The following is a 24,584-nucleotide window of genomic DNA, read 5'->3' as shown; positions in this document are numbered from 1 at the left end:
ATGAAGAACGTTATAGGTAGAGAGATTCCAGATGAAGTTTTAGAAGGAAGAAGAATATTCAAAGGACAGTTTGCGCATAATGAAGAAATAGCTAAAGTAGCCCCAACAATTAAACATGTTAATCCTGATGAAGCCAAACTATTAGATAGCTTAGAAGAAGCAATCAAAAAGACAGGATTAAAAGACGGGATGACAATATCTTTCCATCACCATTTTAGAGAAGGAGACTTCGTTTTAAACATGGTAATGGATGTTATATATAAAATGGGAATAAAGAACTTAACAGTAGCTGCAAGTTCTTTAAGTAATGTTCATAAGGAATTAGTTAAACATATTAAAAGTGGTGTAGTTACAAATATCACTACAAGTGGTTTAAGAGGAGAATTAGCAGAATTTATTTCTAATGGATTAATGGAAAACCCAGTAATCGTTAGATCTCATGGTGGAAGAGCAAGAGCTATAGAAGCTGGAGATTTAAAAATAGATGTAGCATTTTTAGGTGCACCATCTTGTGATGAATATGGTAATGCTAGCGGAATAGGTGGAAAAGCTAACTGTGGATCTTTAGGATATGCAAAAATTGATGCAGAATATGCTGATAAAGTAGTTATAATCACTGATACTTTAGCAGATTTTCCTAATGTTCCAGCAAGTATTGATCAAACATTTGTTGATTATGTAGTAAAAGTTGATGCTATAGGAGATCCAACAGGTATAGCTTCAGGTGCTACAAGATTCACAAAAAATCCTAAAGAATTATTAATTGCACAAAATGCAGCTAATTTAATAATAGAATCTCCATATTTTAAAGATGGATTTTCATTCCAAACAGGTTCAGGTGGATCTACACTTGCTGTTACTAGATTTATAAAAAATGAAATGATAAAAAGAGGATATGTAGCAAGCTTTGCACTTGGTGGAATTACAAAACCAATGACTGAAATGCTTGAAGAAGGATTAATAAAACATATTTTCGACGTTCAAGATTTCGATTTAGGTGCTGTAGAATCAATAGCTAAAAATCAAACACATCATGAAATAAGTTCTTCTTTCTATGCAAATCCTCACAACAGAGGACCAATTGTAAACAAACTTGATGTAGTTGTACTTTCAGCATTAGAAGTAGATACTGATTTTAACGTTAATGTTATAACAGGTTCTGATGGAGTTGCAAGAGGAGCTTCAGGTGGACACTGTGATACAGCAGCTACTGCTAAATTGACTATTATAGTTACACCATTAGTTCGTGGAAGAATACCAACTGTAGTTGATTCTGTTAATACAGTAATTACACCTGGCGAAAGCGTAGATGCTATAGTTACTGAAGCAGGAATTGCTATTAACCCTAAGAGAACTGATTTAGTAGAAGTATTTAAAAATAGTGGACTTCCATTAGTTGCAGTTGAAGAGTTAAGAGACAAGGCTAAGAAGATAGTTGGAGAAGCTGATCCAATTCAATATGACGACAAAGTAGTGGCACTTGTTGAATACAGAGATGGAAGTATTATCGATGTAATAAGAAAAGTAAAGTAATTACAAAGTAATAAGAAGAGGTGTTTCAGATGGGTGTATCCTTCAAAGGTGAAGAACAAAGTATTCAAGATATATTGAGTTCAAGAGATGAAAGAGTACAAATTCAACAGTATTTCTTAAAAAAGTATAAGAGCCCACTTATTTCTTATAAGCTTAATATTCCTGGACCTGTTAAATATAATTCTTTTATTAAAAAAATATTTGACGATGGGTTGTTAGCTGTTAGAAATGAGTTGGCGAAAGCTTCTATTGAAATTATTGATGAAAAATTGCTTTATAAAAATAGTGGACCAGAATATTTTGCATCCTTTAAGGATACAACATCTTTAATTAAAGAAATAACCACTGTAATTGAAGAAACACATCCTTTAGGCAGATTGTTTGATTTTGACGTTCTGGACTTAGAGGGAAATCAGTTAAGTAGGCAGGAAATTGGAAGAGAACCTAGGAAATGCTTGTTATGTGGAAAAAACGCTTTTGAATGTGGTAGATCAAGGAAACATAGCGTTGATGAATTGCTAGATCATATTGAAAAAATTGCTTTAACTTATTTTAATCGAGGAAGTATATAATGTTTTAGCAAAACTTTTACATTCTGCTGTCACATCTCCCGAAACTGAGAAATGCGACAGAAAAATGTAAAAAACTTTCTGCATTCTTTATAGAATAGAGAAGATAATATTAAAAGAACATGCAAGTATTAAAATATTTAAGGGAGGTTAAAGTCCTAAATGGACTTTAACGGGTAATTTGTGAGCTGGAGCGAACGGATTAAATTACCCAGTGCTTCCGACTAAAAGGAGGAATATAGTAGTGAATCCAGTAAAAATTACAGAAACATCACTAAGAGATGGACATCAATCTTTAATTGCTACCAGGCTTACAACTGAAGAGATACTACCTATCCTAGAAAAAATGGACAAGGTTGGATATTATTCATTGGAAGTTTGGGGAGGAGCAACCTTTGATGCATGTCTTCGTTTTTTAAATGAAGATCCATGGGAAAGATTGAGGAAGATACGTAAGATTGTTAAAAATACTAAGTTACAAATGCTTTTAAGAGGTCAAAACCTTTTAGGCTATAAACATTACCCTGATGATGTTGTTGAAGCATTCATTAAGAAATCTGTTGAAAATGGAATAGATATAATCAGAGTTTTCGATGCTTTAAATGATGTAAGAAACCTTGAAACTTCAATTAAAGCAATAAAAAAAGCAGGTGCTCACTGCCAATGTGCAATAAGCTATACAACAAGTAAAATTCATACTATAGACTATTTTGTAGAGCTTTCAAAGAAGATGGAAAGTGCTGGAGCAGATTCAATTTGTATAAAGGATATGGCAGGTATACTAACTCCTTTTTCAGCTTATGAACTTGTAAAGAGATTGAAAGAAGCAGTAGATATTCCTTTAGAGCTTCACACTCACAGCACAAGTGGTATTGCTTCAATGACATATCTAAAATCTGTAGATGCAGGAATAGATATAATTGACACTGCAATTTCACCATTTGGAGAAGGAACATCGCAACCTTCAACAGAATCAATGGCATTGACACTTAAAGAAGGTAACCGTGGACCTGAGCTTAATACTGATTTATTAGGAGAAATTGCTGATTATTTTAAACCTATAAAAGAAAAATACAGAGAATCAGGAATATTGAATCCAAAAGTAATGGATGTTGAGCCAAAGACTATAAAGTACCAGGTACCAGGAGGAATGCTTTCCAACCTGTTATCCCAGTTAAAAGCACAGCGTGCAGAAGATAAATATGAAGATGTACTTAAAGAAATACCTAGAGTAAGGGAAGACTTAGGATTTCCACCTCTAGTTACTCCATTAAGTCAAATGGTAGGAACTCAAGCAGTATTTAATATACTAGCAGGTGAAAGATATAAAATGGTTCCAAAGGAAATTAAGGAATATGTTAGAGGTCTTTATGGAACTTCTCCAGCACCAATTAGTGATGAAATTAAGAAAAAGATTATTGGGGATGAAGAAGTTATAACTGTAAGACCAGCAGATTTATTACAACCAGAATTAGAAAACTATAAGAAAGAAGTTGGAGATTTAGCTAACTCCTTAGAGGATGTACTTTCTTATGCTCTATTCCCTCAAGTTGCTAAAAAATTCTTTGAAAATAGGTTGAATCCTAAAACAGAAGATGTTAAAGAATCAAAGAACAGTAATGAAGTAAAAGACAATAGTGAAAAAGTACAGTACATTACAGTTACTATGTAACAACTTGAGAAGATATGATGACAATATTTGATAGAGTTATGAAGAGTATCAAGGAGGTGAAATATAATGGGAAATAGCGTAAATTTTTCAGAAACAGTTATTATTGCATTTGGAGCTTTAGCAGTAGTTTTTGCTGTATTAGTATTATATGCAATATCAATGGTTTCTAAGCTATCTCAAGCAATAATAGAGTTTAAATCAGGAAATAGTGCAGCACAAAATACTGTGCAAAACTTTACTAATAGTAATAATGTTACATCTCAAAACCCTGTGCAGACGTTCAATGATGATAATGATGAGGAAGATAGATTGGTAGTGGCATTAGCTGCATCAATTATGGCTTCTAAAGAAAACCCAGATTCTTATTTTCATATATCAAAATTAACTAGGATAAAATAATTGATTAGGAAGGTGTTTAATTAATATGAAAAAATACATGATAAAGTTAAATGGTAAAGTTTATGAAGTGGAAATGGAAGAAGTAACTGCAGAAAATTCTGCTTCATTGTTAGAAAAACAAGCTTCAGCTACTAAAGAAACTGCTGCTACAACAATAGAACAAGAAGCACCAGCTGCAGCACCTTCTGCACCAGTTGCAGGAGCAGAAACTGTAGAAGCTCCAATGCCAGGAAACATAATAAGCGTAGCTGTAAAAGTTGGAGATCAAGTTAAAAAAGGACAAGTTTTACTTGTATTAGAAGCAATGAAAATGGAAAATGAAATAGTTGCTGCAAGAGATGCGAAAATCGTTTCAGTAAATGTAGCAAAAGGTGATATGGTAAATCCAGGAGATGCTTTAGTTCAAATAGCTTAGGAAGAAAACGAGGAGGATAAAAATAATGGAATTTTTAATTCAAGGTATTGCGGCCATTACAATAAAACAGCTTGTAATGTGGGTTATCGGAGGAGTGCTTATATATTTAGCTATTGCTAAAGACTTTGAACCAGCATTACTATTACCAATGGGTTTTGGAGCAATACTTGCTAATATACCTATGTCTGGAGCAATAACACAGACGTTAAATGGAACTCCAGTTGAGGGTATACTGGACTTCTTATTCAATAGTGGAATTTCAACAGAAGCATTTCCTTTACTTTTATTTATCGGTATAGGAGCCATGATTGACTTCGGACCACTTTTATCAAATCCTTTTATGCTTTTATTCGGAGCAGCAGCTCAGTTTGGTATTTTCTTTACTATGTGCGCAGCAACACTTTTAGGTTTCGAATTAAAAGATGCAGCTTCAATAGGTATCATAGGAGCAGCCGATGGTCCTACTTCAATATTTGTAGCTAACTATTTTCACAGTAATCTTATAGCACCAATTACAGTTGCTGCATACTCATATATGTCACTTGTACCAGTAATTCAACCTTTTGCAATAAAATTAGTAACTACTAAAAAGGAAAGATCAATAAAAATGCCTTATAAACCAGAATCAATATCTAAGAAGACAAGAATATTGTTTCCTATAATAGTTACTGTAATTGCTGGATTAATAGCACCAACTTCTGTATCCCTAGTAGGATTCTTAATGTTCGGAAATCTTATTAGAGAATGTGGTGTATTAGAGAGATTGTCAGTAACAGCACAAAATGAACTTGTAAATATCATAACTTTGTTACTAGGAATTACTATAGCTGCATCCATGAAAGCAGATCAATTTGTAACAATGAAAACTGCAGTTGTAATAGCACTTGGACTAGTAGCATTTATATTTGATACAATCGGTGGAGTAATATTTGCCAAGATCCTAAATCTTTTCTTAAAGAAAAAGATAAATCCAATGGTTGGTGCAGCAGGTATATCTGCATTTCCAATGTCATCTAGAGTAATACAGAAGATGGCAACTAAGGAAGACAGCCAGAACTTTATATTGATGCATGCAGTAGGAGCTAACGTTGCAGGACAAATAGCTTCAGTTATAGCCGGCGGACTAATAATGAACTTAATTAGATAAGATAAGGAAGGTGTTATAAATGGGCGGTACTGCTCTAATGAATTTCGAACAAGCATTACAAGTAACAGTTTCAGGAATGTGCGGAATATTTGTAGTAATGTTAATAATATTTCTTTTAATAAAAACTTTAATAAAGGTTTTTCCAGAAAAATAATAAGCAATCTAATATACAAGTTGTAGGTGAGGTTATGTATAGACTTCATCTACAGCTTTTTGTTTTTAGAAATATATTTATCATTAAGATTGTTACATGATATAATTAATTTATGATTATAATAAATTAGAAGAGGAGGATTAAGATGGAAAAGAAACAATATATTTGTCCTAAATGTGGCAATAGAGAATATGAATCAGATCAATTTCAGGCAACAGGTGGAAATTTCTCAAAAATATTTGATATACAGAATAAAAAGTTTATCACTATTAGTTGTACAAAGTGTGGATATACGGAATTATATAAAGCACAATCTTCAGCTGGATGGAATGTTTTAGATTTTCTTATAGGCAACTAATTTATTAGTATATATAATAGGTAGGTTTTTTTTATTTATTAGCTAAAAATAGAGTAATTATTAAATGTAAAGAACAAAATTCTATGTTTGAACTTTGTTCTTTACATTTTATTTATAAATCTTGTTTTATTATTATATATAATGATCATGTAGATTGTTTTGGAATATATGTGGATTTGCTTGAAGTAAGCAGTTATAATTATGGTATGAAATGAATATGAGGGGGATGTATAATTGAATATTAAAAAATCTTTATTAAAAAATTCAAAGACAAAAATAGCTTCATTAATTGTATTATCAATGTTAATTTCTTATGGAGTATTAGGAATTAATACAAAAGTACAAGCTAAAACTTTTACAAATACAGCGGCTAGTATAACAGCTGCATCGACAAAGAAGTATTTATCTGAAACAATATCTTCAGGTAAGGTTGTCACTAAAACTGTAATAGAGAAATCCTATAATAGCAGTATACAGGAATCTTCTGAAGATGTAGTGAATGTATATGATATAAATGACATTCGGAATGTACTTACAAATGCAATAATTAATGGAGATACATCTATAAAAATATCATATGATGGAGATGATAAACTGCCAGGCTATCCTGATATATTAGCAGATATTATAACAGAGATACAAAGTACTGAAGGAAATGATTATGAAAAGCAACTATTAAATAGGTTTTCCTGTGACCTATCATACTATGAAGGATCAAATCAATTTACGGCATCATATACTTTAGGTTACATAGAGACAAGTGAGCAGTCTTCACAGGTAAAGTCAAAAGTAGATGAAATTTTGTCCCAAATAATAACCCCTGACATGACAGATGTTCAAAAAGAAAGAGCAATAAATGATTACATTTGTAAAAATGTAGCTTACGATACTACTTTGACAATTCATTCAGCTTATTCTGCATTGTTTGGAAATGGAAAAACAGTATGTTCTGGATATGCGTTATTAGCATATAGGATGTTAACTGAAGCTGGACTGCAAGCTAGAATTATAACAGGTGAAGGCGATGGACAACCCCATGCTTGGAATCTAGTCAAAATAGACGGAAATTGGTATCATTTGGATGTTACTTGGAATGATCCAATACCAGATAGAGTTGGAAGAGTAACTGACACGTATTTTAATTTAGATGATGAGCAGATGAAAGCTGAAAATCATGAATGGATTGAGTCAGATTATCCAGCTTGTGATAAAGTATATACACCTACAGATAATACAGTAGTTCATCCAACATCAGTTGCAATAAGCAAAATGTCAGATGCTTTAATAGTGGGAGGAACAGACACCTTAACAGCAGCTGTAGCTCCAAGTAATGCGTCCAATAAAAAAGTTACATGGAAATCTAGTAATGCTTCAATTGTTAAAGTGGATGACTATGGAAATATTACTGCTATATGGCCTGGAGAAGCTGATATCACAGTTACATCAGAAGATGGAAACAAAGCTGCTTCTTGTCATGTTTCGGTAACAGCTGATAATTCTATAAATAAAGGAAAATTTACTGACTACCAAACAGTAGACAAAGGTAAAATATGGACACTTGTATTTACTAGTGATGTTGGATTTGATGATGAAACTAAACAAGGTATAACTGTTACAGATAGTCAAGGGAAGTTAGCAAATGTAGCTATTCAATTAAAAGATAACAAAACAGTTATAGTAACAGCTCCAGAAGGAGGTTATATTCCAGGAGAAAGGTATATATTGAATATTGGAACTAAAGCACATTCTAAAACAGGTGTAGCATTAAGAAATTCATACAAATTGCATTTCAATATTGCTGAATAATGTTAAAGTTAATAAAATAAATAAAAATTCAGCTATGCTGATAGCATAACTGAATTTTTAATATGCCCAAATTAGTATTAGACTTATCTACTATTTATAATTTTAGTTTAGCTAAATATGAGATAGACATATTTTTACTATATAATTTTGTATAGATTATGAATTATAGTCTAAATTCAATATAAAGTCCATAAGCATTTTCTCATATGTATAGAGAGAATCTATTATTAGGAATTCATCTTTGCCGTGCCAATTTTGTCCTGTAGGGCCAAATTCTACAGCAGGTATGTTACGTTTAGAATAAAATTTAGTATCGGCAGAACCATGTTGTCCAAATACTTCAGTTTTGCCATTAGATATTTTGGAAATTGATTCTTCTAGTTTCTTTACATATATATCGTCAACTTTGGTTTTTACAGCATCTCCTATCGAATGGATGTTTACGTGGGTTCCAGTAATTTCTTCAATTTGTCTTATTATTTCTTGAGGATTTTGTTCTGGAAGAAATCTTATATCAAGATACATTTTACAATAATCAGGTACTTTATTATAAACATCTCCACCTTCAATTTTTGATAAGTTAATGGAAGGATGGCTATAAAGTTCTGACTTTTCTTTAGAAAAAGGTAGATTTTCAATTAATTTAAAGGACTCATAAGCTTTTATGATAGCGTTATCACCAAGCCATGGCCTGCTTCCATGGGCGGATTTTCCTGTGAATTCTAAATAAAATTGTAATATACCTTTAGATTGTATGCCGATACCTAGTTGAGTAGGTTCACCGCATATTACAAAATCTGCTGTAAAACCGTTATTGGTTAAATATTCTGAGCAGTTGAAGCCGCCAGTTTCTTCATCTGTAACTAATTGGAGCTCAACTTTACAAGGTAAATTTTTATCCTTAAGATTCAAAATTGTGGTAAGCATACCAGCAGCTCCAGATTTCATATCAGCACTACCTCTGCCATAGAGTTTTCCATCTTCAATATAAGGTATAAATTGATCAGGAGTTCCAGAAATAACATCTAAATGACCATTTAGTATAACCTTTTTATTTCCAGAGCCAATATTGCATATTAAAGTTTTAAATCCGTTATTTTCTATTATTTCAGGTTTTAGTCCATTAGATATCAATATATCTTTACAAAAAGCTATAGCTTTATTTGCTCCTTTTAAATTTGAACTATCAATCTTAATAAGTTCTTTTGTAATTTCTACACAATCCATTTATAAGACCCCCTAGTTATATTTTACTTAAATGTAATAAAGCAATAAATGTACCAATTCTATTATAATAAACTTTTAAAAAGGAGGCTTTAAAAAATGTATTCAAAAACCTTGTTAAATCAAGGATTAGTATAATATCAAAACTTTTTAGTGAATTACATATGATTGATTTATTTATAAATTGGATGGAAATGAGATAAATTAATAACCTATTTAACCAATAGAAATGAGGTTTAGCTTATACATCTTGATTTCATTTCCTTTGTAAAATCTTTCAATATATATTCATATCAAATCTATTCCTTTACCTTCCATGAATATAATATAGTCATCTTTACAATTACAAGTAGTAGAGCAATTACAAAAATCACTATTAATGGATTCTTTAATATTTTGCTTTAGAGACTCATATGAGCATTTAAGTTTATTCAATTTGTTTAATTCACTGTATAGAATAAAGCCGCTAATGAATGTCAAAACCAATATTACTAAATCAAAAAATTCCAATCCGTATATTTGCGGAATAAGAGTGCTAAACGCTGCTGCAGCATAATCAAAATATCTATCATTAGATAAGCCAACATAGACTATAAGCATTCCTGTAAAGCCAGATGAAAGTATAAGTTTACCCTTTTTATTATCCAATTCATTTTTTAGTTTTAAAAGCTTTTTTGTTTTCTTTTGCATAGTATAGCTCAAATTTAAGTTTTCCAAATATATGTACCTCCCTGAAGAATTTATATTAATAAATATGACATATATATGCAATATATTCGTAATACTTATTTGTGTGATATAATACAAATACATGTAATATAAGGATACATTAAATTGTTATATAGAGAGGTAAGATAAATGATATTACTTATTAATTGTTTAGTTGGTGTTATTTTAACTGTCGTTGGAGTCATATTTAAATTATGGCCTCCAGAACACCTTTTTCTAAAAAGAATAAAGAGACGTGGAAAGAAGCAAATAGGTTTTCGGCTACTATGATGATAGCTGGAGGTATTTTATCAATATTTATTTCAATAATAATTACATTTTTATATAAGAATAGTATGGCTGCAGCTGCTTCAATATCCTCAATGTGTTCAACAATAATTACTTTAAGCCTTGTTTTATATACAGAAATTCATTTGAGAAAAATATTTGATAGCAATGGAAAAAGAAAGTTTTAATATAATATGAAAAAATGGCAACAGTAAAACATCTGATTAAGTGTCAGATGTTTTATTCATAAAATGTTTTAAAAATATACACTAACAAGTAACAAATATAACACAAAATCGTAACAATTACTGTATATAATAATAAGTGTCCTAAGGAGATAGACCTTAGAGGAAGAACTAAAAGAATATAATAAGTCCCCCTTATTATATATATATATTTTGTTTTAAATAAGCACTAGTGAAGAGCACTGGTGCTTATTTAAGTTTATTAAAATTCTTAGAATTTCTAGCCTTGAAAGTCTCTTTTTAAAATAATAAACTAACCTATTAAACACTTAATTTACACAAAATGTAATATAAGGTTATAATAAGCTAGCTTGTCAAAAAAATTTCCTATAACCTTGCTATATAATCACTATTCATGATTATTTTACAAACTAAGGAGGGTGGAATAATGGATTTAAAAAACCTTCCAGACATATCATTTGCTAATAAGGATGTTGAAACAATATTAAACGATAATATAAGTGAATATGAAAAAGCTTATTATGCTCAGACAGGACAACAAATAACTCTTTATCATGGAGATAAAATAAGAATATTTTTATATGGTCAGGCTATTAAGGAATTATAACTTAGGCAACTTATAGATTATACAGCAAAACAAAATTTACTTAAATACTCTAGAGGAGATAATCTTATTGATTTGAGCTCTTTTTATGATTTAGAAAAATTAACACCGACAAAAGCTACAGTAACTATGAGATTTAATTTAAGTGAACCTCAGAAAGAAAATCAAGTGATAAAGATAGGAACTAGAGTAAGTTCAAATAGTAATGTATTTTTTGAAACTTTAAATGATATTTACGTTCAACCTGGTGCTGAATATGTAGATGGTGTATTTGAATGTACTGTTGAGGGAAGTATAGGGAATAACTTTACGCCGGGGCAAATAAATATGTTAGTTGATCCATTGTCATGGATAGCAAGTGTTGCTAACATAGATAAAAGTGAAGGTGGTTCTGATATTGAGGATGAAGAAAGTTATAGAAACAGAATTCATGAAGCTCCAGAAGGATTTAGTACAGCAGGACCTGAAGGTGCATATAAATTTTTTGCAAAGAAATATAGTTCATTAATTAAAGATATTGCAGGTTCTTCACCAAGCGCTGGCGTTGTTAATATATAGTACTTTTACAAAATGGAGAAATACCTTCTCAAACTTTTCTTGATGGTCTTAATATATTTTTAAATGATAAAACTATAAGGCCGTTAACAGATAAGGTTGAAGTAAAAGCTCCTTTAACTGTTAGCTATTCAATAAATTTAACTTATTATATATCAAATGATAATTTAGGTATGATTGAAAGAATACAAAATGAAGTAAATACAGCCATACAAGATTTTATTTTATGGCAGAAAAGTAAGATAGGAAGGGATATAAACCCTTCTATTTTAATTTCTAATATTGTTTCTGCAGGGGCTTCCAGGGCAGATGTAATTAGTCCAATTTTTACATCTTTAGCAGATAATCAGGTTGCATCTTTAAATACCACAACTATAAATTATGGAGGTACTATATATGGTTGATATATATAATGCAAAATTGCTAGATTTATTACCTCCTAATTTACAGCAAGATCCTGACATGATAGCAGCAAGCAAATCCATAGATAAAAGTTTTTTAGAAGTAGTAGAAGAGTCTAAAAAGTGCATATTATTACCTAACATTGACAACTTAGAAAGTGATGTTGTTGACTTACTAGCATGGCGGCAGCATGTTGATTTTTATAATACATCTTTTGATTTAGCCATAAGAAGAGAATTAGTAAAGAAATCAATTCCATGGCATAGAAGAAAAGGTACTTCTTCTGTAGTAGAAGAATTAGTTTCAACATTCTTTAAAAATAGTAAGATTGAAGAATGGTTTGAATATGGAGGAGATCCATATTATTTTAGAATAGTTTTAAATTATTCTCTTGATGATGAAATAAAGACTAATAATATACAAAAGAAATGGAGTCAAAACAACCGTTATTTAGATGGTTCTTGGACTCTTGATGGTTCTCATATGCTTGATGGTGGGGAAATTTATGAAGTAATACAACCTGAGTCAAATAAGAGTAATCCACTGGAGCAAAATAACCTGATGGATGGGTTAAATTTAGTTAAAAATAAAAGATCATGGCTTGATGAAATACTTTACTATTTAACTGGAAGTTTTAGAGAAAATGAAATTTTCACAAATTTAGTTTTTACTTGTAGAACTTTTATAGAGTTTTATAAAACCAGATATCTTCTTTTAGATGGTACCTGGTTTTTAGATGGAGAATATTTACTAGATGGATATAAGAAGTATATTGGTGATCTTATATCTATAAAAAATATAAACAAGTTTTTTATAGATAAGACTGAGATATTTACTCCAAGTATTTTATCTTATTTAAAAGATGATGCTAAAAATTTTCAAATTACTTCAAATCCTACTGTGATAAACAAGACAGAAAGTGTCTTAAAGAGTACTCAAAAACTTGATAACAAATTAAAATTTTTCATAGATAAACCAGTGAAACAATTTGTAGTAAGAGCAACTGGTAACTCTTATTTAAATGGAGAACATCTTTTAGATGGCAGCTGGTTACTTAATGGAAAAGCAATTGAGACCAGCTAGTAAAAGTCAATAAGTTTTTATAAAAAATTTTATTAATAAAAATAGGTATCACAAAAAATCCATTAAAAAACACGAATAATGGAAATTACTTCCTAATTATTTTAGCCGTTAGGCTGCTGGTTTAGATAGCTTATTAAGATACATTTTTGTATGTATTTTAGGGTCACGTAATTCATACTCTTTTTGATTTTTAAGAACAGAGAATATGTAGTTAATTAGCTTATGCATTATTGCCACTAAGCCTACTTTTTTACTTTTACCTTTCATATTTTCAGTATAAAAATTAAGTAAAACTTTATTTATTGGTTCACCGTTTCTACTTTTACGTACGGATGATAACGCGACAACATATAAGGCTCTTCGTCCTATTCGGGTACCTCGTTTAGACATAACATTTTTGTTACTATTAAACTTACCAGATTGTTTAACTGAAGGATCTAAGCCAAAATATGCAACTAAATGCTTAGGTTTAACAAAACCTTTAATATTACCAATTTCGCTCATTATTGCAATGGATGTAAAATCTCCAACACCAGGTATTGAGTAAAGTAATTGTACATTTTTCTTAAATTCATCAGAAATTCTATTGCTACACATTAATATATGAATTTCAGTTAATAGGTTTCCAATTTGGATTTCCAATGATTCTATTATTGCAATAGTATTAATTACTTTTACAAATAGACTTGGTGATTTAAGACCAATGTAAACAGCTTCCTCAGCAGCAGCATATAACTTTTTATATATCTTTTCACTATGTACTAACCCTTTTCTAGAATTGCTTGAAATGAGATTAATAACTTCATCTCTATCAGCATTTAAAACTGCTTCAGCACTAGAATACTTTTTTAAAATGGCTATTGATGTTTTTCCTGTAATATTTGAAAAAACAGACCTGTAACCAGGAAAAATGACTCTTAAATCCGTAGAAAGTTTTTTTGTAAATGTAGATTTACTATCAGTAAATTTATAGTAATCTCTACAAAGAGATTTTAAAGTGTAGATTTCAATATCAAAACTAGAAGAATATTTGACATCTTGAAATTTACCTATATTAGCAATGGTTAATGCATCTTTTTTATCATTTTTTACTTTTCTTATATCCACATTTTTGTTACAATTAGTAATGAGTGGATTAAGGATACATACTTCAAATGTATCTTTAAGAAAGTGGAAAAGAGTAAGATGGTATACACCAGTAGATTCCATGAAAATGGCTGTTTTCATGCTAAACTCTTCTTCCACTTTTTTTATTTGATCTACTAGGTAATCAAAACCATTTCTATTATGCATAATCTTAAAAGGTTTTCTATAAATTTCACCGTTAGGTGCTAGTATAGCAGCTACTGAAAAATCTGCGGATACATCAATTCCAACTGTTGGTCTATAAAAAAATTTACTCATATACATTATCTCCTTTGTTTGTAAGAGATAGAATAGATATTCCATTTCTATCAGTAATTTTGTAACCTTGTTTGTGACACAGGTAATTCCCAAAGGGAAACCTAACCAGCTAAACACAGAATTCTCACTGATGGAATGACATGCTCAGTCACGGGTAATAATGACTCGATAGAGTCATTTCCCAGGAGGTGTCCATCTATCTTCTATTCAGGAGATATTATACATCAATATTTACTAATTTGGTTTCCCCTTAAGGGAAAATAGAAAACTAAGTTAGAGTAGAAACATACACCCTGTCGGGTAAAAGAATTACGAATAATAAGAAAAAACTAAGTTGTAATATTCACAAATGGTATAGATAGTTTTCTATTGAATGTTATGGCTACATTATACAAGGAGGTAAATAAAGTAACATGGGATACAGTTATTTCAACAACAACTACTACTTAAAAAAGGACTTACTTTTAATATTTATTATGGGTGCTTTGTATATGGTGCTAGAAGGCATATGGCGTGGATGGACACATATAAGTATGCTATTTGTAGGTGGACTAGCTGCATTTTTTATAGGGAGGTTGAATGAGCATCCGAAATTTTACGATAAGAAGATGTGGCAAGAGTGTGTAATAGGCACTGTAATAATTCTTATTTTAGAATTTACAAGTGGTATGATACTTAATGTTTGGCTAAGTTTAGGTATATGGGATTATTCAAATGAGCCTTTCAATTTACTTGGGCAGATATGTTTACCATATGCCATATTGTGGTTTTTACTAGTACCATTATGTGTTTATGTAGATGATTATTTAAGATATAAATTATTCGGAGAAAAGAAACCAGAAGGATTGTTAAAAAATTATAGAGACTTATTTACAGGAAATTAAATACAAACATACAAAATTTATAAAATTATTCTGTAAAATGAATATATAATATCAAATTAATTACTTATAGTCCTATAAATAGTATAATTTGACAAACAAGTAAAAAAGTATTATCATTTAATTGTATTAAATATCAATATTTTACATAACATGAAGGGGGATAAACATTATGAAATCAAAAAAAATAATAGCTAGTTTAATGGCATTATCAATTATTGGATCAAGTAGTGTAGTACTTGGAGGAACAGCTAAAGCTGCAGGTGTAAATGGTACAAGCAATGCTGTTTTAAGTGAAAAAAAATTACAGCAATCAAATGGTTATGATTTAAAAGTAAGAGGTTTCAATCTACAGATGACTTCAAGTGGAATATTTACATGGGAAAGATTTTATAAAGAAGTTGCTTACAATAATTATTATGTATTGCCAGAAGATACAAGTAGTGGTGTTGCTATACTACAAAGTGGAACAACATATGGTAGAACAAATAGTGTAAATATTTCAAATATTAAACCGGGAACATACAAATTTGTTGTCCATGGACTAGATTCAAATAATAATGTTGTAGGAATACAATATATAAGATTTGTATATGATGGGAATACTTACAGTACTATAGGAATGAATCTTACATTTGATTCTTCTGGAATTGTTAGTTGGAATCGAGTTAATAATGCAGATAGTTATGAATGTTATTTACACACTGGAAATAAGTTTTCTGATCGTATATCAATTTGCAATAATGCACCTTGGAACACACAATTTGATGTTAAAGATTTAAATGGTGAAAAAATGAAACCAGGAAAGTATTACGTTACTATAGATGCGTGTGATCATAACTTTAGTATATTGCAATCACAAACATTACAATTTTATTATGATGGAAATACTTATACAAGATTACAATAAATATACAAAAGCACATCTAATTTAAGGTGTGCTTTTGTTTCATAATAGAAACATAATATGTCGCATATAACAGCAGATGAAAGAACAAATTGGAATGGTAAAGTTGATTCTACAGCCTATAACGATTATGAAATTGGATTAATTTATGGAGTGAGGTGGTAACATGGCAAGAACACCGTTTTTATATCAATTTCAACTAGGAACTACAGCAACAACTATTTATACAGTTCCAAGTGGCAAAAAAACCACTATCACTTGTTTAGAAGCTAGCAACACAGATATAGGAACACATAAATTTACTTTAAATAAGATACCAATTGCAGGAGGTTAATTTGTTATAGGACAAAAGACGAATAAACTTGTAGGGATATCTGACCCTAATGGGGGAGGTTATTGGGGAAGAGAAATACCAACACCTTTAATAAATTCTGGAGATAAGATAATAGGCATTGCAGATGTAGCAAATGTAATCACAATAACGATAATAGGTTTTGAGGAATAGGAGGTGAGATTATATGCCAGTGTATAAAAGTTCTCAATTAAATAGTGGAGTTGCAGTTGATATTACAGCATTACAAGAACATCAGATAGGTATATCAAGTATTAATTCTTCCAGCCCAATTACATTGCTAAATGTAGATGGAAAAGGTGCTTTAGAAGAAGTAATTATTGTCTCGAATATAGGAAGTTACACTTCATCAATTACTAATTTTGGAATTAAAATTACTGCTGATGGAATAGATATATTAAATCTTTTAACCGAAAATATTTCGAGCAATAATGATATTGAAGTAACATATGGAATTATTGATTTAAAAAATGCATCTGCAAGTACTAATTATGTTTCAATATGTAGCGGATATGGTGGGCATGCTTATGACATGATGGAACAGGGTTTAGTTTTTCCAAGCAGTTTAGAACAATCAGCTACTATTAGGAGTAGCAGTGATATATGTGCGAGTGCGGTTGCAATTATAAATGAACCAATATATTTTAAGCAATCCTTAACTATTCAAATCTCTGGAGCATTGTCGCAACCAAATGGAAATAGTATTAAAGCGTGGGTAAAAGCTAGGTATTAATTGAGGTGAAATAAATGTATATAATTGAAAATGATATTGTATATAAAGAAGATATTTATAACAATGGTACAAAAAGTAAAGTTTGCATTGGGAATGAGATACAATATAAAATAACAAAAACATCTAGCCAAATAATCTATCAATGGCAAAAATTTAATATTAAAAAGGGAATGTATGAAGATGATATAACCAATACTACGCCAATAGAAGGGCAAATGCCGGTAAAAGGTAAAGTAGTTACTGAAAAAGTGCTAGAGATTGTTAAAGAACCTGTAGACCAAGAGAAAGTGCAAATGGCTGAAACTATAATTGATTTAAATAATAAGATAGACGAATTGCAAAATAAATTGAATGGAGGTAAATAATTATGTTAAAACAATACTTAATTGTAGCTTATGCTTATCTAGTGAAGGTAGGAGTATGGGACCTAGAGCCAACAGAGGGGAGTGTAAAGAAAGTTAGTACCTTCTGCACCTGACAATTATAGAACCGCGGTGGCAGAATATTTAGCAACACAGACTGTGACACAATAGAAAACAAAAGTCAAGACAAATGTCGCAAAATACAGAAATAATGGCGTAAAAGACTTTTTAGATAAAAAATGCAGTTTAGGGTGTTAAAATTGTATATTACATCATTTGACTTGAATTACAAAACATGAAAATATATAATTTGATTATCAAACACAATAAAAACATATACGAGGGGGAAGATAAAATGAAATCAAAAAAAATATTATCAGGATTAATGGCTCTTTCAGTTGTTGTTAGTAGCAGTTTAATGATTGGAACAACAGCTAAAGCAGCACCTGTGCAAAACAATGTTAAAATAGCAACATCTCCAAAGCTAGAACAATCACAAATATTAGAAACAAAAAGCATTGCAACTTCATCTAATTCTAAATATGTAATTGTAAGAACTATGGTTCCAGTATATACTAGTGGTGGACAAATATATGGTGGATATAATCTAAATGATACAGTGCCTTATTTTACTGATTCAGAAGGTTATAGTGGACGAGTTAAATGCTTAGATACAGTTGATAGCCCTGAATTACAAAAGTTAGCATCTGCATATGCTGCTAAAACATATTATAGTACTACTATAGAATATGTTTTTGGCGGAACTGTAACAAAAACAAATTAAATAACTTAAATTTAAATAAAATATAGGATAGGGTGCTTTATTTTTTCACCTTATCCTATATTTTATTTAAGTATATTTACAATTTATTGTATTTATTAATTTCTAAGCTTATGAAATTATACTAGCAAGTGATAATATGATTTTATAATAGTAAAAAGCTATTCTCAAAATGTATAGTTTTTTTATGTCGTATTCGAAAAATAATGGGAACTAAAGGCTTAATGATTTAAGTCTTTTTATTTTACTTATTTTTATGAAAGTGAAAGGAGAAAATCATGGGAAATAAAACTAAGAAATTTGAATTAACTGAAAAAGAACAAAAGGATTTGTTTTGTATAGCATGGCAGTTTAATAATTTTTGGGAAGACCTTAAAGAAGGAAAAAAAGCAGATCTCGCATGTGGAACATGTAAATATTTTAAAGATTGCATTAAGAGTAAAAAATCATTTATTTATGACCAATTTCAGCTAATGACAAAACTAACAGGTGTAAGATTAAACGCCGAAATTGGTTTTAGAAAAAAAGTAGAAACGGGCAAAACTAGTTTTATAAAAAGTAATTCATCTAAATAGAACTGGATAACTTTTTAAAAATAGGATATGGCTCGAAACCGCAATTTTCAAAAGCTTGTTCTTCACAGCAATATCCGGTTTTTACATAATGCGTTACTGGATCACCACACATATCAACCTCTCGGTAATCAACTCGAATTGATCTTTTCTCATTATGTTTAGGACAATACCCAGAAACAAGTCTTTGCATAATATCATTATTCATGAACTATCACCTCCTTTTAAAGTGATAATTCTACAAAAATATGTAAGAACCTTTAAATAAATACAGAAACTTATATTAATTGAAGTTATAATTTTTTATTTTGAAAGGAGCTAATAAAATGAATTTAGGAAGAAGAATAGTATATGATGCACAAACAGGAGCTATTTACTTAGACACTGGAGAAGAAACAAATGTTGCAGCAGAAAGACCAGCGTGGAATGGTATAACCTACATAGATATACCATATGGACAAGACTCAGATAAATTTGCAAGAGTGGTTAAATATCATGTTGATGTTACAAGTAAAGTAGTAGTATTCGACCAACTTGGACCAGTAATTATTGATGCAGATACCAAAATAAAGACACTTTTTCAAAGCATATTAGCTTTTAATACTACATTAAATAATAACAATAAATTAGCAGTATTAAATCAAGAAATAGTGAATGCTCTAAAAACAATAACAATACAAGGAGGTAGTAATTAATGTTAGGTTACGATTTTTATTACATAGGATATGTATGTGGATATTTAAGCCTTTCCAATATAAAGCAGGGTGTAGTTAATGGTGATGTATCAAAAGATCAATTTAAAGAAATAACTGGTGTAGATTACACAGAATAGGAGGTTGACATGAGTTATGATGAAAAACTATGTTATGAAAAACATGGTAATATAAAAACTATTTTGGATGATCACGAAAAAAGATTAAATGGACATTCTAACAGATTAGATAAAATTGAACAAAATCAATCTGAATTTAAGATTGAAATAAAAAATTTATGTGCTAACTTAAAGGGTTTAACTACTGCAATGTACTGGTTTATAGGAATCTGGATAACGAGTTTACTTGGGTTCTTTTTTTATGCAATACAAAATAAAATGTTCAAATAAATCGCACACTTAAAGCTTGTTAACATAACATTAAATAGGAGATGATTTATATGAAAGGAATAGATATTTATGAAGGTGATGACATTCAAGACTGGAATGCTGTTAAAAATGCTGGTATAGAAGTTGTAATACAAAAAGCTTCACAAGGTACAAGCCATATAGATAGTTTATTACAATACAGATATCCAAAAATGAAATCAGTTGGGTTAAAAGTAGGTTTTTATCATTTTGCTAATAATACAGGTGATCCAGAAGTACAAGCACAACATTTCTTAGATACTATAAGCAAATTTTCAAGTGACACTGTATTATGGTTAGATATAGAAGCAGAAGAAAACTGGACTAAACAAGAGGCTATTAATTTTGCTAATACTTTTATATCTTATGTGCAAAATAAAGGCTTTCAAATAGGTATATATACAGGAGCTAGCTTTTATACAGATTATTTAGCAGGAAATATCTCTAGTGTTCCTTTATGGTTAGCATCTTATGGAAAGCAACCATCTTTATATCCTTTTAGCGCTTCATGGCAGTATTCGGAAAGTGGTTCTTTAGATGGAGTAGCTGGCAATGTAGATTTAAATTATTTTATAGATAATATATTTATAATAGGTTCAAATTTAATAAAAGAAGTACAGCATGACTTGCAAAGAGTCAGCTGTCTTGAAGAAGGGGAATCTAATGCTACTGGTGTATTAGACATAAAGACTTTAAATGCCATTGCAACATTTAAAGATGCTGCTGGTGTACCTGGTAGTGTTCGTGGTGATGGTTATCTTATAGATGCACTCAATGTAATCACACATAAGCCTACAGTTGGAGAAGGCTGGAATGCAAATCCAATGGCAGTACGATTTTTGCAATGGTACTTTGGACTTCCTAAGACTGGTGTTGTAGACAGTACTATGACAGCTAAACTCAAAGAGTGGCAAGTCAAAGCAGGAATTTGGAGTGCATCAGGAGCAGATGGAGTAATAAGAGAAAAAGATTGGAATAAAATTTTGAAATAGTAATTGTTACGCGTCAAATTATTTAAGCTATTCAAAGTCAAATTATTTCAACCTAAATTAAGTAATAATATGGTAAAAATGCAGATTAAATAATCTTACGATAGAAAAAAATATGTAAAAAGTCAAATTAAATCAACCTTTCTTCACAATATCCACAATGTATAAAATATGAAAATTAGACAATTAATATAGGTATAAAAAAACACTGCCAAGTAAGCAGTGTTTAAAATTAAATTGTAAGGTCAATTTCGCTTTGAGCTTTATAAACTATTTCAGCATTAATAGAGGAAAGTTTTTGATTAGCACCAGAAATAAGACACATTCTCGTTAGAGAATTTAAAGGTCTTATAGAGCCATTTGTGGTTGAATACATAAGTTCAAATGCATCATCAGTAAAAATAGGTTCTATGCAGCCTGCGGCTTTAAGCATTGAAATTATGTAGGGTTTACATTCTTCTGGCGTTAGCCCTCGTAAGCAATAATTCATTAAAATTCGCTGGCGCAGCGCTTCATGAATTTGTCTGCTGAGTTGAAGTAAAAAGTTAGGTTGACCTGAAAGAATTAGCATAGCATAATTCTTTGAATCCATATTAAAGTTAAATATAATTCTTAAATCATCAAGGATGGAATTGCTTAAAAACTGACATTCATCTAATATAATGACTGGGGTTATATTTTTACTATGACTATAAGTGTATATAGCTTCCTGTATTTGTTTAAACATAGTAACTTTTTTACAGGCAGGAATTATTCCAAGACCATCACAAAGAGCTCTGTAAAAATCCATGACCGTTAAGGTCGAAATAGGAATATATATACATTTATATAAATTGGGGTTGAGTGAATTTACAAAATAACGGAGTAGGAAAGACTTACCTACTCCGGGTTCACCAGTAAGTACACCAATGCCCAAAACAGATTTTAAAAATTCTAATCTGCTTAATGCGTGATTAAAGTCTTGGAATTTAAAGCTGTGTGTTAAATCAATATTTTTATCAAATGGGTCAAAGGTTAACCCATAAAAAGTTTTATACATAATATCAACCTCCGGTTAGTTAGCTTTAAAGGCAGAAAAATCAACAGAATCATTATTAGATCTTCTAACCTTTGAGTTATCAATTTTTTTTAGTGGGAAAATAGTATCTGTAAGCTTAGCATCTTCAGAGAAGATGTATGCTTTATCAAGTGAAGTAGGATCATAACGAATATTTATTTTTTCTCTTACATACTTTAATGGAACTTCAAATAATTTAGTTCCTATGGATACTGTGGAGTCATTTTTAACAGTACGTTGAACTTTATATAAAAATAAATGATCAAGTTCACTTTTAGAGGAAACAAACCTTAAATTTTCAATATTATTCATATATTTATCAAAGGGTGTAGAATTTATTGATGAATGAAAGGTTTTGTTATAGTGATTAACATAAGTCAATAGAGATTCATTCAAAATGTCTATTGACTTAAAATCACCCCAGTTTATTGAATTCATCCATTGTTTTTGCATTGTTTGAAACCACCTTTCAATTTTACCTTTCGATTGAGGAGAATATGGCCTAGCAAAGCTTAAAATAGACCCAAGTGAAGCACATATAAGTTGAAACTGTTCACTTTTATATATCTTTCCGTTATCAACAAAAACTTTTTTAGGAATACCTTTAGATGCTACCGCATCTTTAAAAACAGCCATAAGAGACAATAAATCATCTTTAAAAAATACTTTACATCCAACAATAAGCCTACTAGCATCATCAAGGAAAGCTATAATATAAGTTTTATATTTTCTGCCTTGAATAGTGAGATAAGGTCCAACAGATACATCAGACTGCCAACATTCATTCGCATATTCAAATTCAAAGGCTCTTCTATCTTGAGGCGCCAGCTTTTGAGGTGCTATATTAGCCTGTTTTATGAATCTAGTTATTGTAGAAAGAGATATATTGTTTTCATTTTCAAATCCTTTGGCAATAACTTCATGATATATATGTTTAGCAGTTTTTTTGGGGGAATTAATTTTGCAGTTTATAATGAACTGCTTTGTTTCTTGCGAAATTTTTCTTGAACAACCTTTGTCATCTCTTGTTTTAGGATATAAACCGTCTATACCATGTTTCCTATATAAGGTTAACCAACCTTTAATTGTAGCCGGAGAATACTCTTTTCTTCCGCCGTTAGGCATAGTATAAGATTTAGCAGCAATTTCTGATAAATATTCTTTAACAGAAGATTGAGTAAAAGTATTAGTGATTATAGGTGCAATTAGAGAGTATCTAAACAGAGCTATTTTTTGGCTTAATTCATGAGATATCATAATTAAATGCCTCCTTCAACTTTGAGTTTATTTTCATTTTTAATTATGTACCTCAATAATCAGCCTTAACCGTTAAAAGTTGTGTGGAAAAATATAAGAACTTCAAAATAAAATTTAAAAGTTGAGACAAGTTTTAAGTAAATAAGCATTAAAAAAATAAGAAGTGTTTAATTTGATAAAGGGCAAAAAAACTAAAGCTTCTGTAATTAAGGTTTACAGAAAAAATATTTAGGCATATCTAAGAAAAATCTTAAATTAAAATCATATCTTAAACGTGAAAAATCAGTAATCATTGTAAGTAAATTGGATGGAAAAACATTTTTGGTATCAGGGCAAAATATTTTAAGTTGTGCAAAAAATAGGCGAATAGCCGTTAAAGAAGTTATTAGTCTGCTTTTCCAAAATGATAAATGAGTTTTGTTTATGGATAACATACAATTTATAGAGTTAACAAACTTAATAATTTTGCTAAATGAGTAATTAAATTTAAACATAATAATAAGGCAAGTTAATATAACATGATAGGTGTATTGTCTATAAGGTATTATGAAACTTGGAATAAGAGAGTACGTCTTATGGCATGATTTGCACCTATATCTAATGATAACTACTCTATAAGCTTTGTTAAATGTAATCAAATTTCTATAGTAGAATCCATGTCTATATAGTTTTCCTTCATATCCGCATGCTTCGCATCCATATTTTATGGGAAACCTATTATACTTATTAAGCTTATTATATTTTCTTATGCCGTAAGGCATCTTTATTATTTCTATCACTTTTTTTCAGTCCTATAAAATTTTTTATATTTTTAAATTATAGTCAGATTAAATAATCTTATTCTTTTTGTGTCAGATTATTTAATCTGACGTAAAAAGAAAGGCTATTATAATTTACTTTTTTTGAACCTGTTATTAAGCAAATAAATTGCTTAATAACATATACTTTAAACAATCCAACAACATATCCTAACGTACCTATGTATTATGGAATTTTTAATAATGATAATATCATAAAAGATCTAAAGACCTTTATTGAAAAAAACT

The 24,584-nt window shown here is 30.1% G+C and carries 33 protein-coding genes and 1 pseudogene; 27 read left to right on the top strand and 7 right to left on the bottom strand.

Features of this window, described 5'->3' with window-relative positions:
* The 9 genes from citF (at nucleotide 1) to Q6H37_RS25550 (ending at nucleotide 8,053) form a co-directional block, all read left to right on the top strand.
* Nucleotides 1-1,533, top strand: coding sequence for a citrate lyase subunit alpha (gene citF / locus Q6H37_RS25590; RefSeq protein WP_318737636.1), 1,533 nt, complete (start codon nucleotides 1-3; stop codon nucleotides 1,531-1,533).
* 29 nt (nucleotides 1,534-1,562) lie between these two features.
* A complete protein-coding gene (gene citX / locus Q6H37_RS25585; protein WP_318737635.1) occupies nucleotides 1,563-2,105 on the top strand; it encodes a citrate lyase holo-[acyl-carrier protein] synthase in 543 nt (180 codons plus the stop codon).
* Between the two features lie 241 nt (nucleotides 2,106-2,346).
* Nucleotides 2,347-3,774, top strand: a complete 1,428-nt coding sequence (locus Q6H37_RS25580; protein WP_318737633.1) for an oxaloacetate decarboxylase subunit alpha — start codon at nucleotides 2,347-2,349, stop codon at nucleotides 3,772-3,774.
* Nucleotides 3,775-3,840: 66 nt separating this feature from the next.
* Complete coding sequence (locus Q6H37_RS25575; RefSeq protein ID WP_318737629.1) at nucleotides 3,841-4,173, top strand: hypothetical protein; 333 nt, start codon at nucleotides 3,841-3,843, stop codon at nucleotides 4,171-4,173.
* 25 nt (nucleotides 4,174-4,198) lie between these two features.
* Nucleotides 4,199-4,588, top strand: coding sequence for a biotin/lipoyl-containing protein (locus Q6H37_RS25570; RefSeq protein WP_318737627.1), 390 nt, complete (start codon nucleotides 4,199-4,201; stop codon nucleotides 4,586-4,588).
* Between the two features lie 25 nt (nucleotides 4,589-4,613).
* Entirely contained in the window at nucleotides 4,614-5,735 is a 1,122-nt protein-coding gene (locus Q6H37_RS25565; protein ID WP_318737625.1) for a sodium ion-translocating decarboxylase subunit beta, read from the top strand.
* Between the two features lie 19 nt (nucleotides 5,736-5,754).
* Nucleotides 5,755-5,889, top strand: coding sequence for an OadG-related small transporter subunit (locus Q6H37_RS25560; RefSeq protein ID WP_007060781.1), 135 nt, complete (start codon nucleotides 5,755-5,757; stop codon nucleotides 5,887-5,889).
* Nucleotides 5,890-6,034: 145 nt separating this feature from the next.
* Nucleotides 6,035-6,247, top strand: coding sequence for a zinc ribbon domain-containing protein (locus tag Q6H37_RS25555; protein ID WP_318737622.1), 213 nt, complete (start codon nucleotides 6,035-6,037; stop codon nucleotides 6,245-6,247).
* A 234-nt stretch (nucleotides 6,248-6,481) separates the two neighbouring features.
* On the top strand, nucleotides 6,482-8,053 hold the full coding sequence (locus tag Q6H37_RS25550; RefSeq protein WP_318737620.1) for an Ig-like domain-containing protein: 1,572 nt from the start codon (nucleotides 6,482-6,484) through the stop codon (nucleotides 8,051-8,053).
* 156 nt (nucleotides 8,054-8,209) lie between these two features.
* Here Q6H37_RS25550 and Q6H37_RS25545 read toward each other — a convergent pair whose 3' ends face one another.
* Nucleotides 8,210-9,280, bottom strand: a complete 1,071-nt coding sequence (locus Q6H37_RS25545) for a M20 family metallopeptidase (protein ID WP_318737619.1) — start codon at nucleotides 9,278-9,280, stop codon at nucleotides 8,210-8,212.
* 285 nt (nucleotides 9,281-9,565) lie between these two features.
* Nucleotides 9,566-9,994, bottom strand: a complete 429-nt coding sequence (locus Q6H37_RS25540; protein ID WP_318737617.1) for a hypothetical protein — start codon at nucleotides 9,992-9,994, stop codon at nucleotides 9,566-9,568.
* 206 nt (nucleotides 9,995-10,200) lie between these two features.
* On the opposite strand from Q6H37_RS25540, the gene Q6H37_RS25535 reads away from it, so the two are divergent.
* The 5 genes from Q6H37_RS25535 (at nucleotide 10,201) to Q6H37_RS25515 (ending at nucleotide 13,123) form a co-directional block, all read left to right on the top strand.
* Nucleotides 10,201-10,461 (top strand): SdpI family protein, encoded by a 261-nt coding sequence (locus Q6H37_RS25535; RefSeq protein ID WP_318737615.1) that lies wholly within the window; start codon nucleotides 10,201-10,203, stop codon nucleotides 10,459-10,461.
* Nucleotides 10,462-10,906: 445 nt separating this feature from the next.
* Nucleotides 10,907-11,086, top strand: coding sequence for a hypothetical protein (locus Q6H37_RS25530; RefSeq protein ID WP_318737613.1), 180 nt, complete (start codon nucleotides 10,907-10,909; stop codon nucleotides 11,084-11,086).
* Between the two features lie 12 nt (nucleotides 11,087-11,098).
* Nucleotides 11,099-11,641: a baseplate J/gp47 family protein gene (locus Q6H37_RS25525; protein ID WP_318743163.1), complete on the top strand. Its 543-nt coding sequence runs from the start codon at nucleotides 11,099-11,101 to the stop codon at nucleotides 11,639-11,641.
* Nucleotides 11,638-12,042: a baseplate J/gp47 family protein gene (locus tag Q6H37_RS25520; RefSeq protein ID WP_318743161.1), complete on the top strand. Its 405-nt coding sequence runs from the start codon at nucleotides 11,638-11,640 to the stop codon at nucleotides 12,040-12,042. Before Q6H37_RS25525 ends, Q6H37_RS25520 begins: the two co-directional genes overlap by 4 nt.
* Nucleotides 12,035-13,123, top strand: coding sequence for a phage tail protein I (locus Q6H37_RS25515; RefSeq protein WP_318737611.1), 1,089 nt, complete (start codon nucleotides 12,035-12,037; stop codon nucleotides 13,121-13,123). The genes Q6H37_RS25520 and Q6H37_RS25515 overlap by 8 nt, the downstream gene beginning before the upstream one ends.
* Nucleotides 13,124-13,231: 108 nt before the next feature.
* Here Q6H37_RS25515 and Q6H37_RS25510 read toward each other — a convergent pair whose 3' ends face one another.
* A complete protein-coding gene (locus Q6H37_RS25510; RefSeq protein WP_318733743.1) occupies nucleotides 13,232-14,527 on the bottom strand; it encodes an IS110 family transposase in 1,296 nt (431 codons plus the stop codon).
* 413 nt (nucleotides 14,528-14,940) lie between these two features.
* Between Q6H37_RS25510 and Q6H37_RS25505 the strand changes: the two genes are divergently transcribed.
* The 9 genes and pseudogenes from Q6H37_RS25505 to Q6H37_RS25475 all read left to right on the top strand — a co-directional run bounded on the left by Q6H37_RS25505 (nucleotide 14,941) and on the right by Q6H37_RS25475 (nucleotide 19,118).
* Nucleotides 14,941-15,411, top strand: a complete 471-nt coding sequence (locus tag Q6H37_RS25505; RefSeq protein WP_318737609.1) for a putative ABC transporter permease — start codon at nucleotides 14,941-14,943, stop codon at nucleotides 15,409-15,411.
* Nucleotides 15,412-15,580: 169 nt separating this feature from the next.
* Complete coding sequence (locus tag Q6H37_RS25500; RefSeq protein ID WP_318737608.1) at nucleotides 15,581-16,318, top strand: hypothetical protein; 738 nt, start codon at nucleotides 15,581-15,583, stop codon at nucleotides 16,316-16,318.
* Nucleotides 16,319-16,481: 163 nt separating this feature from the next.
* Nucleotides 16,482-16,649: a hypothetical protein gene (locus Q6H37_RS25495; protein WP_318737607.1), complete on the top strand. Its 168-nt coding sequence runs from the start codon at nucleotides 16,482-16,484 to the stop codon at nucleotides 16,647-16,649.
* Between the two features lie 184 nt (nucleotides 16,650-16,833).
* Entirely contained in the window at nucleotides 16,834-17,400 is a 567-nt protein-coding gene (locus Q6H37_RS25490; protein ID WP_318737606.1) for a hypothetical protein, read from the top strand.
* 14 nt (nucleotides 17,401-17,414) lie between these two features.
* The gene (locus tag Q6H37_RS25485) at nucleotides 17,415-17,765 is read left to right on the top strand and encodes a hypothetical protein (protein WP_318737604.1); all 351 of its coding nucleotides are present in this window, start codon (nucleotides 17,415-17,417) and stop codon (nucleotides 17,763-17,765) included.
* Between the two features lie 2 nt (nucleotides 17,766-17,767).
* Nucleotides 17,768-17,878, top strand: coding sequence for a CD1375 family protein (locus Q6H37_RS29620; RefSeq protein WP_412523888.1), 111 nt, complete (start codon nucleotides 17,768-17,770; stop codon nucleotides 17,876-17,878).
* Nucleotides 17,874-17,933 (top strand): annotated as a pseudogene (locus tag Q6H37_RS29615) (CD1375 family protein); the annotation flags it as partial. The gene Q6H37_RS29620 and the pseudogene Q6H37_RS29615, both read left to right, overlap by 5 nt.
* A 184-nt stretch (nucleotides 17,934-18,117) precedes the next feature.
* Nucleotides 18,118-18,546 (top strand): hypothetical protein, encoded by a 429-nt coding sequence (locus Q6H37_RS25480; RefSeq protein WP_318737602.1) that lies wholly within the window; start codon nucleotides 18,118-18,120, stop codon nucleotides 18,544-18,546.
* Between the two features lie 275 nt (nucleotides 18,547-18,821).
* A complete protein-coding gene (locus tag Q6H37_RS25475; RefSeq protein ID WP_318737601.1) occupies nucleotides 18,822-19,118 on the top strand; it encodes a hypothetical protein in 297 nt (98 codons plus the stop codon).
* On the opposite strand, the gene Q6H37_RS25470 is transcribed toward Q6H37_RS25475, so the two are convergent.
* The gene (locus tag Q6H37_RS25470; protein WP_318737599.1) at nucleotides 19,111-19,323 is read right to left on the bottom strand and encodes a hypothetical protein; all 213 of its coding nucleotides are present in this window, start codon (nucleotides 19,321-19,323) and stop codon (nucleotides 19,111-19,113) included. The two genes, Q6H37_RS25475 and Q6H37_RS25470, sit on opposite strands and share 8 nt — an antisense overlap.
* Before the next feature lie 118 nt (nucleotides 19,324-19,441).
* Between Q6H37_RS25470 and Q6H37_RS25465 the strand changes: the two genes are divergently transcribed.
* The 4 genes from Q6H37_RS25465 to Q6H37_RS25450 are packed head-to-tail and all read left to right on the top strand — an operon-like array spanning nucleotide 19,442 to nucleotide 21,227.
* Nucleotides 19,442-19,810, top strand: a complete 369-nt coding sequence (locus Q6H37_RS25465; protein WP_318737597.1) for a hypothetical protein — start codon at nucleotides 19,442-19,444, stop codon at nucleotides 19,808-19,810.
* Nucleotides 19,810-19,947: an XkdX family protein gene (locus Q6H37_RS25460; protein WP_318737596.1), complete on the top strand. Its 138-nt coding sequence runs from the start codon at nucleotides 19,810-19,812 to the stop codon at nucleotides 19,945-19,947. Before Q6H37_RS25465 ends, Q6H37_RS25460 begins: the two co-directional genes overlap by 1 nt.
* A 9-nt stretch (nucleotides 19,948-19,956) precedes the next feature.
* Nucleotides 19,957-20,217, top strand: a complete 261-nt coding sequence (locus Q6H37_RS25455; RefSeq protein WP_318737595.1) for a hemolysin XhlA family protein — start codon at nucleotides 19,957-19,959, stop codon at nucleotides 20,215-20,217.
* A gap of 50 nt (nucleotides 20,218-20,267) precedes the next feature.
* Nucleotides 20,268-21,227, top strand: a complete 960-nt coding sequence (locus Q6H37_RS25450) for a GH25 family lysozyme (protein WP_318737593.1) — start codon at nucleotides 20,268-20,270, stop codon at nucleotides 21,225-21,227.
* 229 nt (nucleotides 21,228-21,456) lie between these two features.
* On the opposite strand, the gene Q6H37_RS25445 is transcribed toward Q6H37_RS25450, so the two are convergent.
* The 3 genes from Q6H37_RS25445 to Q6H37_RS25435 all read right to left on the bottom strand — a co-directional run bounded on the left by Q6H37_RS25445 (nucleotide 21,457) and on the right by Q6H37_RS25435 (nucleotide 24,299).
* Entirely contained in the window at nucleotides 21,457-22,263 is an 807-nt protein-coding gene (locus Q6H37_RS25445) for an ExeA family protein (RefSeq protein WP_318733562.1), read from the bottom strand.
* A gap of 15 nt (nucleotides 22,264-22,278) precedes the next feature.
* A complete protein-coding gene (locus Q6H37_RS25440; RefSeq protein WP_318734736.1) occupies nucleotides 22,279-23,538 on the bottom strand; it encodes a DDE-type integrase/transposase/recombinase in 1,260 nt (419 codons plus the stop codon).
* Nucleotides 23,539-23,744: 206 nt separating this feature from the next.
* Nucleotides 23,745-24,299: a DUF6431 domain-containing protein gene (locus Q6H37_RS25435; protein ID WP_318742904.1), complete on the bottom strand. Its 555-nt coding sequence runs from the start codon at nucleotides 24,297-24,299 to the stop codon at nucleotides 23,745-23,747.
* Nucleotides 24,300-24,584: the final 285 nt, after the last annotated feature.

Source organism: Clostridium sp. JS66, from assembly GCF_033561535.1.
In the GTDB taxonomy this organism is placed as follows: Bacteria; Bacillota; Clostridia; order Clostridiales; family Clostridiaceae; genus Clostridium_AM; species Clostridium_AM carboxidivorans.
This window is presented reverse-complemented; position numbering and strand designations above follow the sequence as displayed.

Excerpts from the sequence above, each read along its gene's own strand:
- citF (WP_318737636.1), top strand. The coding sequence starts at position 1 with ATGAAGAACGTTATAGGTAGAGAGATTCCAGATGAAGTTTTAGAAGGA.
- citX (WP_318737635.1), top strand. The coding sequence starts at position 1,563 with ATGGGTGTATCCTTCAAAGGTGAAGAACAAAGTATTCAAGATATATTG.
- Q6H37_RS25575 (WP_318737629.1), top strand. The coding sequence starts at position 3,841 with ATGGGAAATAGCGTAAATTTTTCAGAAACAGTTATTATTGCATTTGGA.
- Q6H37_RS25570 (WP_318737627.1), top strand. The coding sequence starts at position 4,199 with ATGAAAAAATACATGATAAAGTTAAATGGTAAAGTTTATGAAGTGGAA.
- Q6H37_RS25565 (WP_318737625.1), top strand. The coding sequence starts at position 4,614 with ATGGAATTTTTAATTCAAGGTATTGCGGCCATTACAATAAAACAGCTT.
- Q6H37_RS25560 (WP_007060781.1), top strand. The coding sequence starts at position 5,755 with ATGGGCGGTACTGCTCTAATGAATTTCGAACAAGCATTACAAGTAACA.
- Q6H37_RS25555 (WP_318737622.1), top strand. The coding sequence starts at position 6,035 with ATGGAAAAGAAACAATATATTTGTCCTAAATGTGGCAATAGAGAATAT.
- Q6H37_RS25545 (WP_318737619.1), bottom strand. The coding sequence starts at position 9,280 with ATGGATTGTGTAGAAATTACAAAAGAACTTATTAAGATTGATAGTTCA.
- Q6H37_RS25535 (WP_318737615.1), top strand. The coding sequence starts at position 10,201 with ATGGCCTCCAGAACACCTTTTTCTAAAAAGAATAAAGAGACGTGGAAA.
- Q6H37_RS25530 (WP_318737613.1), top strand. The coding sequence starts at position 10,907 with ATGGATTTAAAAAACCTTCCAGACATATCATTTGCTAATAAGGATGTT.
- Q6H37_RS25515 (WP_318737611.1), top strand. The coding sequence starts at position 12,035 with ATGGTTGATATATATAATGCAAAATTGCTAGATTTATTACCTCCTAAT.
- Q6H37_RS25510 (WP_318733743.1), bottom strand. The coding sequence starts at position 14,527 with ATGAGTAAATTTTTTTATAGACCAACAGTTGGAATTGATGTATCCGCA.
- Q6H37_RS25505 (WP_318737609.1), top strand. The coding sequence starts at position 14,941 with ATGGGATACAGTTATTTCAACAACAACTACTACTTAAAAAAGGACTTA.
- Q6H37_RS25500 (WP_318737608.1), top strand. The coding sequence starts at position 15,581 with ATGAAATCAAAAAAAATAATAGCTAGTTTAATGGCATTATCAATTATT.
- Q6H37_RS25495 (WP_318737607.1), top strand. The coding sequence starts at position 16,482 with ATGGCAAGAACACCGTTTTTATATCAATTTCAACTAGGAACTACAGCA.
- Q6H37_RS25490 (WP_318737606.1), top strand. The coding sequence starts at position 16,834 with ATGCCAGTGTATAAAAGTTCTCAATTAAATAGTGGAGTTGCAGTTGAT.
- Q6H37_RS25485 (WP_318737604.1), top strand. The coding sequence starts at position 17,415 with ATGTATATAATTGAAAATGATATTGTATATAAAGAAGATATTTATAAC.
- Q6H37_RS29620 (WP_412523888.1), top strand. The coding sequence starts at position 17,768 with ATGTTAAAACAATACTTAATTGTAGCTTATGCTTATCTAGTGAAGGTA.
- Q6H37_RS25480 (WP_318737602.1), top strand. The coding sequence starts at position 18,118 with ATGAAATCAAAAAAAATATTATCAGGATTAATGGCTCTTTCAGTTGTT.
- Q6H37_RS25475 (WP_318737601.1), top strand. The coding sequence starts at position 18,822 with ATGGGAAATAAAACTAAGAAATTTGAATTAACTGAAAAAGAACAAAAG.
- Q6H37_RS25470 (WP_318737599.1), bottom strand. The coding sequence starts at position 19,323 with ATGAATAATGATATTATGCAAAGACTTGTTTCTGGGTATTGTCCTAAA.
- Q6H37_RS25465 (WP_318737597.1), top strand. The coding sequence starts at position 19,442 with ATGAATTTAGGAAGAAGAATAGTATATGATGCACAAACAGGAGCTATT.
- Q6H37_RS25460 (WP_318737596.1), top strand. The coding sequence starts at position 19,810 with ATGTTAGGTTACGATTTTTATTACATAGGATATGTATGTGGATATTTA.
- Q6H37_RS25455 (WP_318737595.1), top strand. The coding sequence starts at position 19,957 with ATGAGTTATGATGAAAAACTATGTTATGAAAAACATGGTAATATAAAA.
- Q6H37_RS25450 (WP_318737593.1), top strand. The coding sequence starts at position 20,268 with ATGAAAGGAATAGATATTTATGAAGGTGATGACATTCAAGACTGGAAT.
- Q6H37_RS25445 (WP_318733562.1), bottom strand. The coding sequence starts at position 22,263 with ATGTATAAAACTTTTTATGGGTTAACCTTTGACCCATTTGATAAAAAT.
- Q6H37_RS25440 (WP_318734736.1), bottom strand. The coding sequence starts at position 23,538 with ATGATATCTCATGAATTAAGCCAAAAAATAGCTCTGTTTAGATACTCT.
- Q6H37_RS25435 (WP_318742904.1), bottom strand. The coding sequence starts at position 24,299 with ATGCCTTACGGCATAAGAAAATATAATAAGCTTAATAAGTATAATAGG.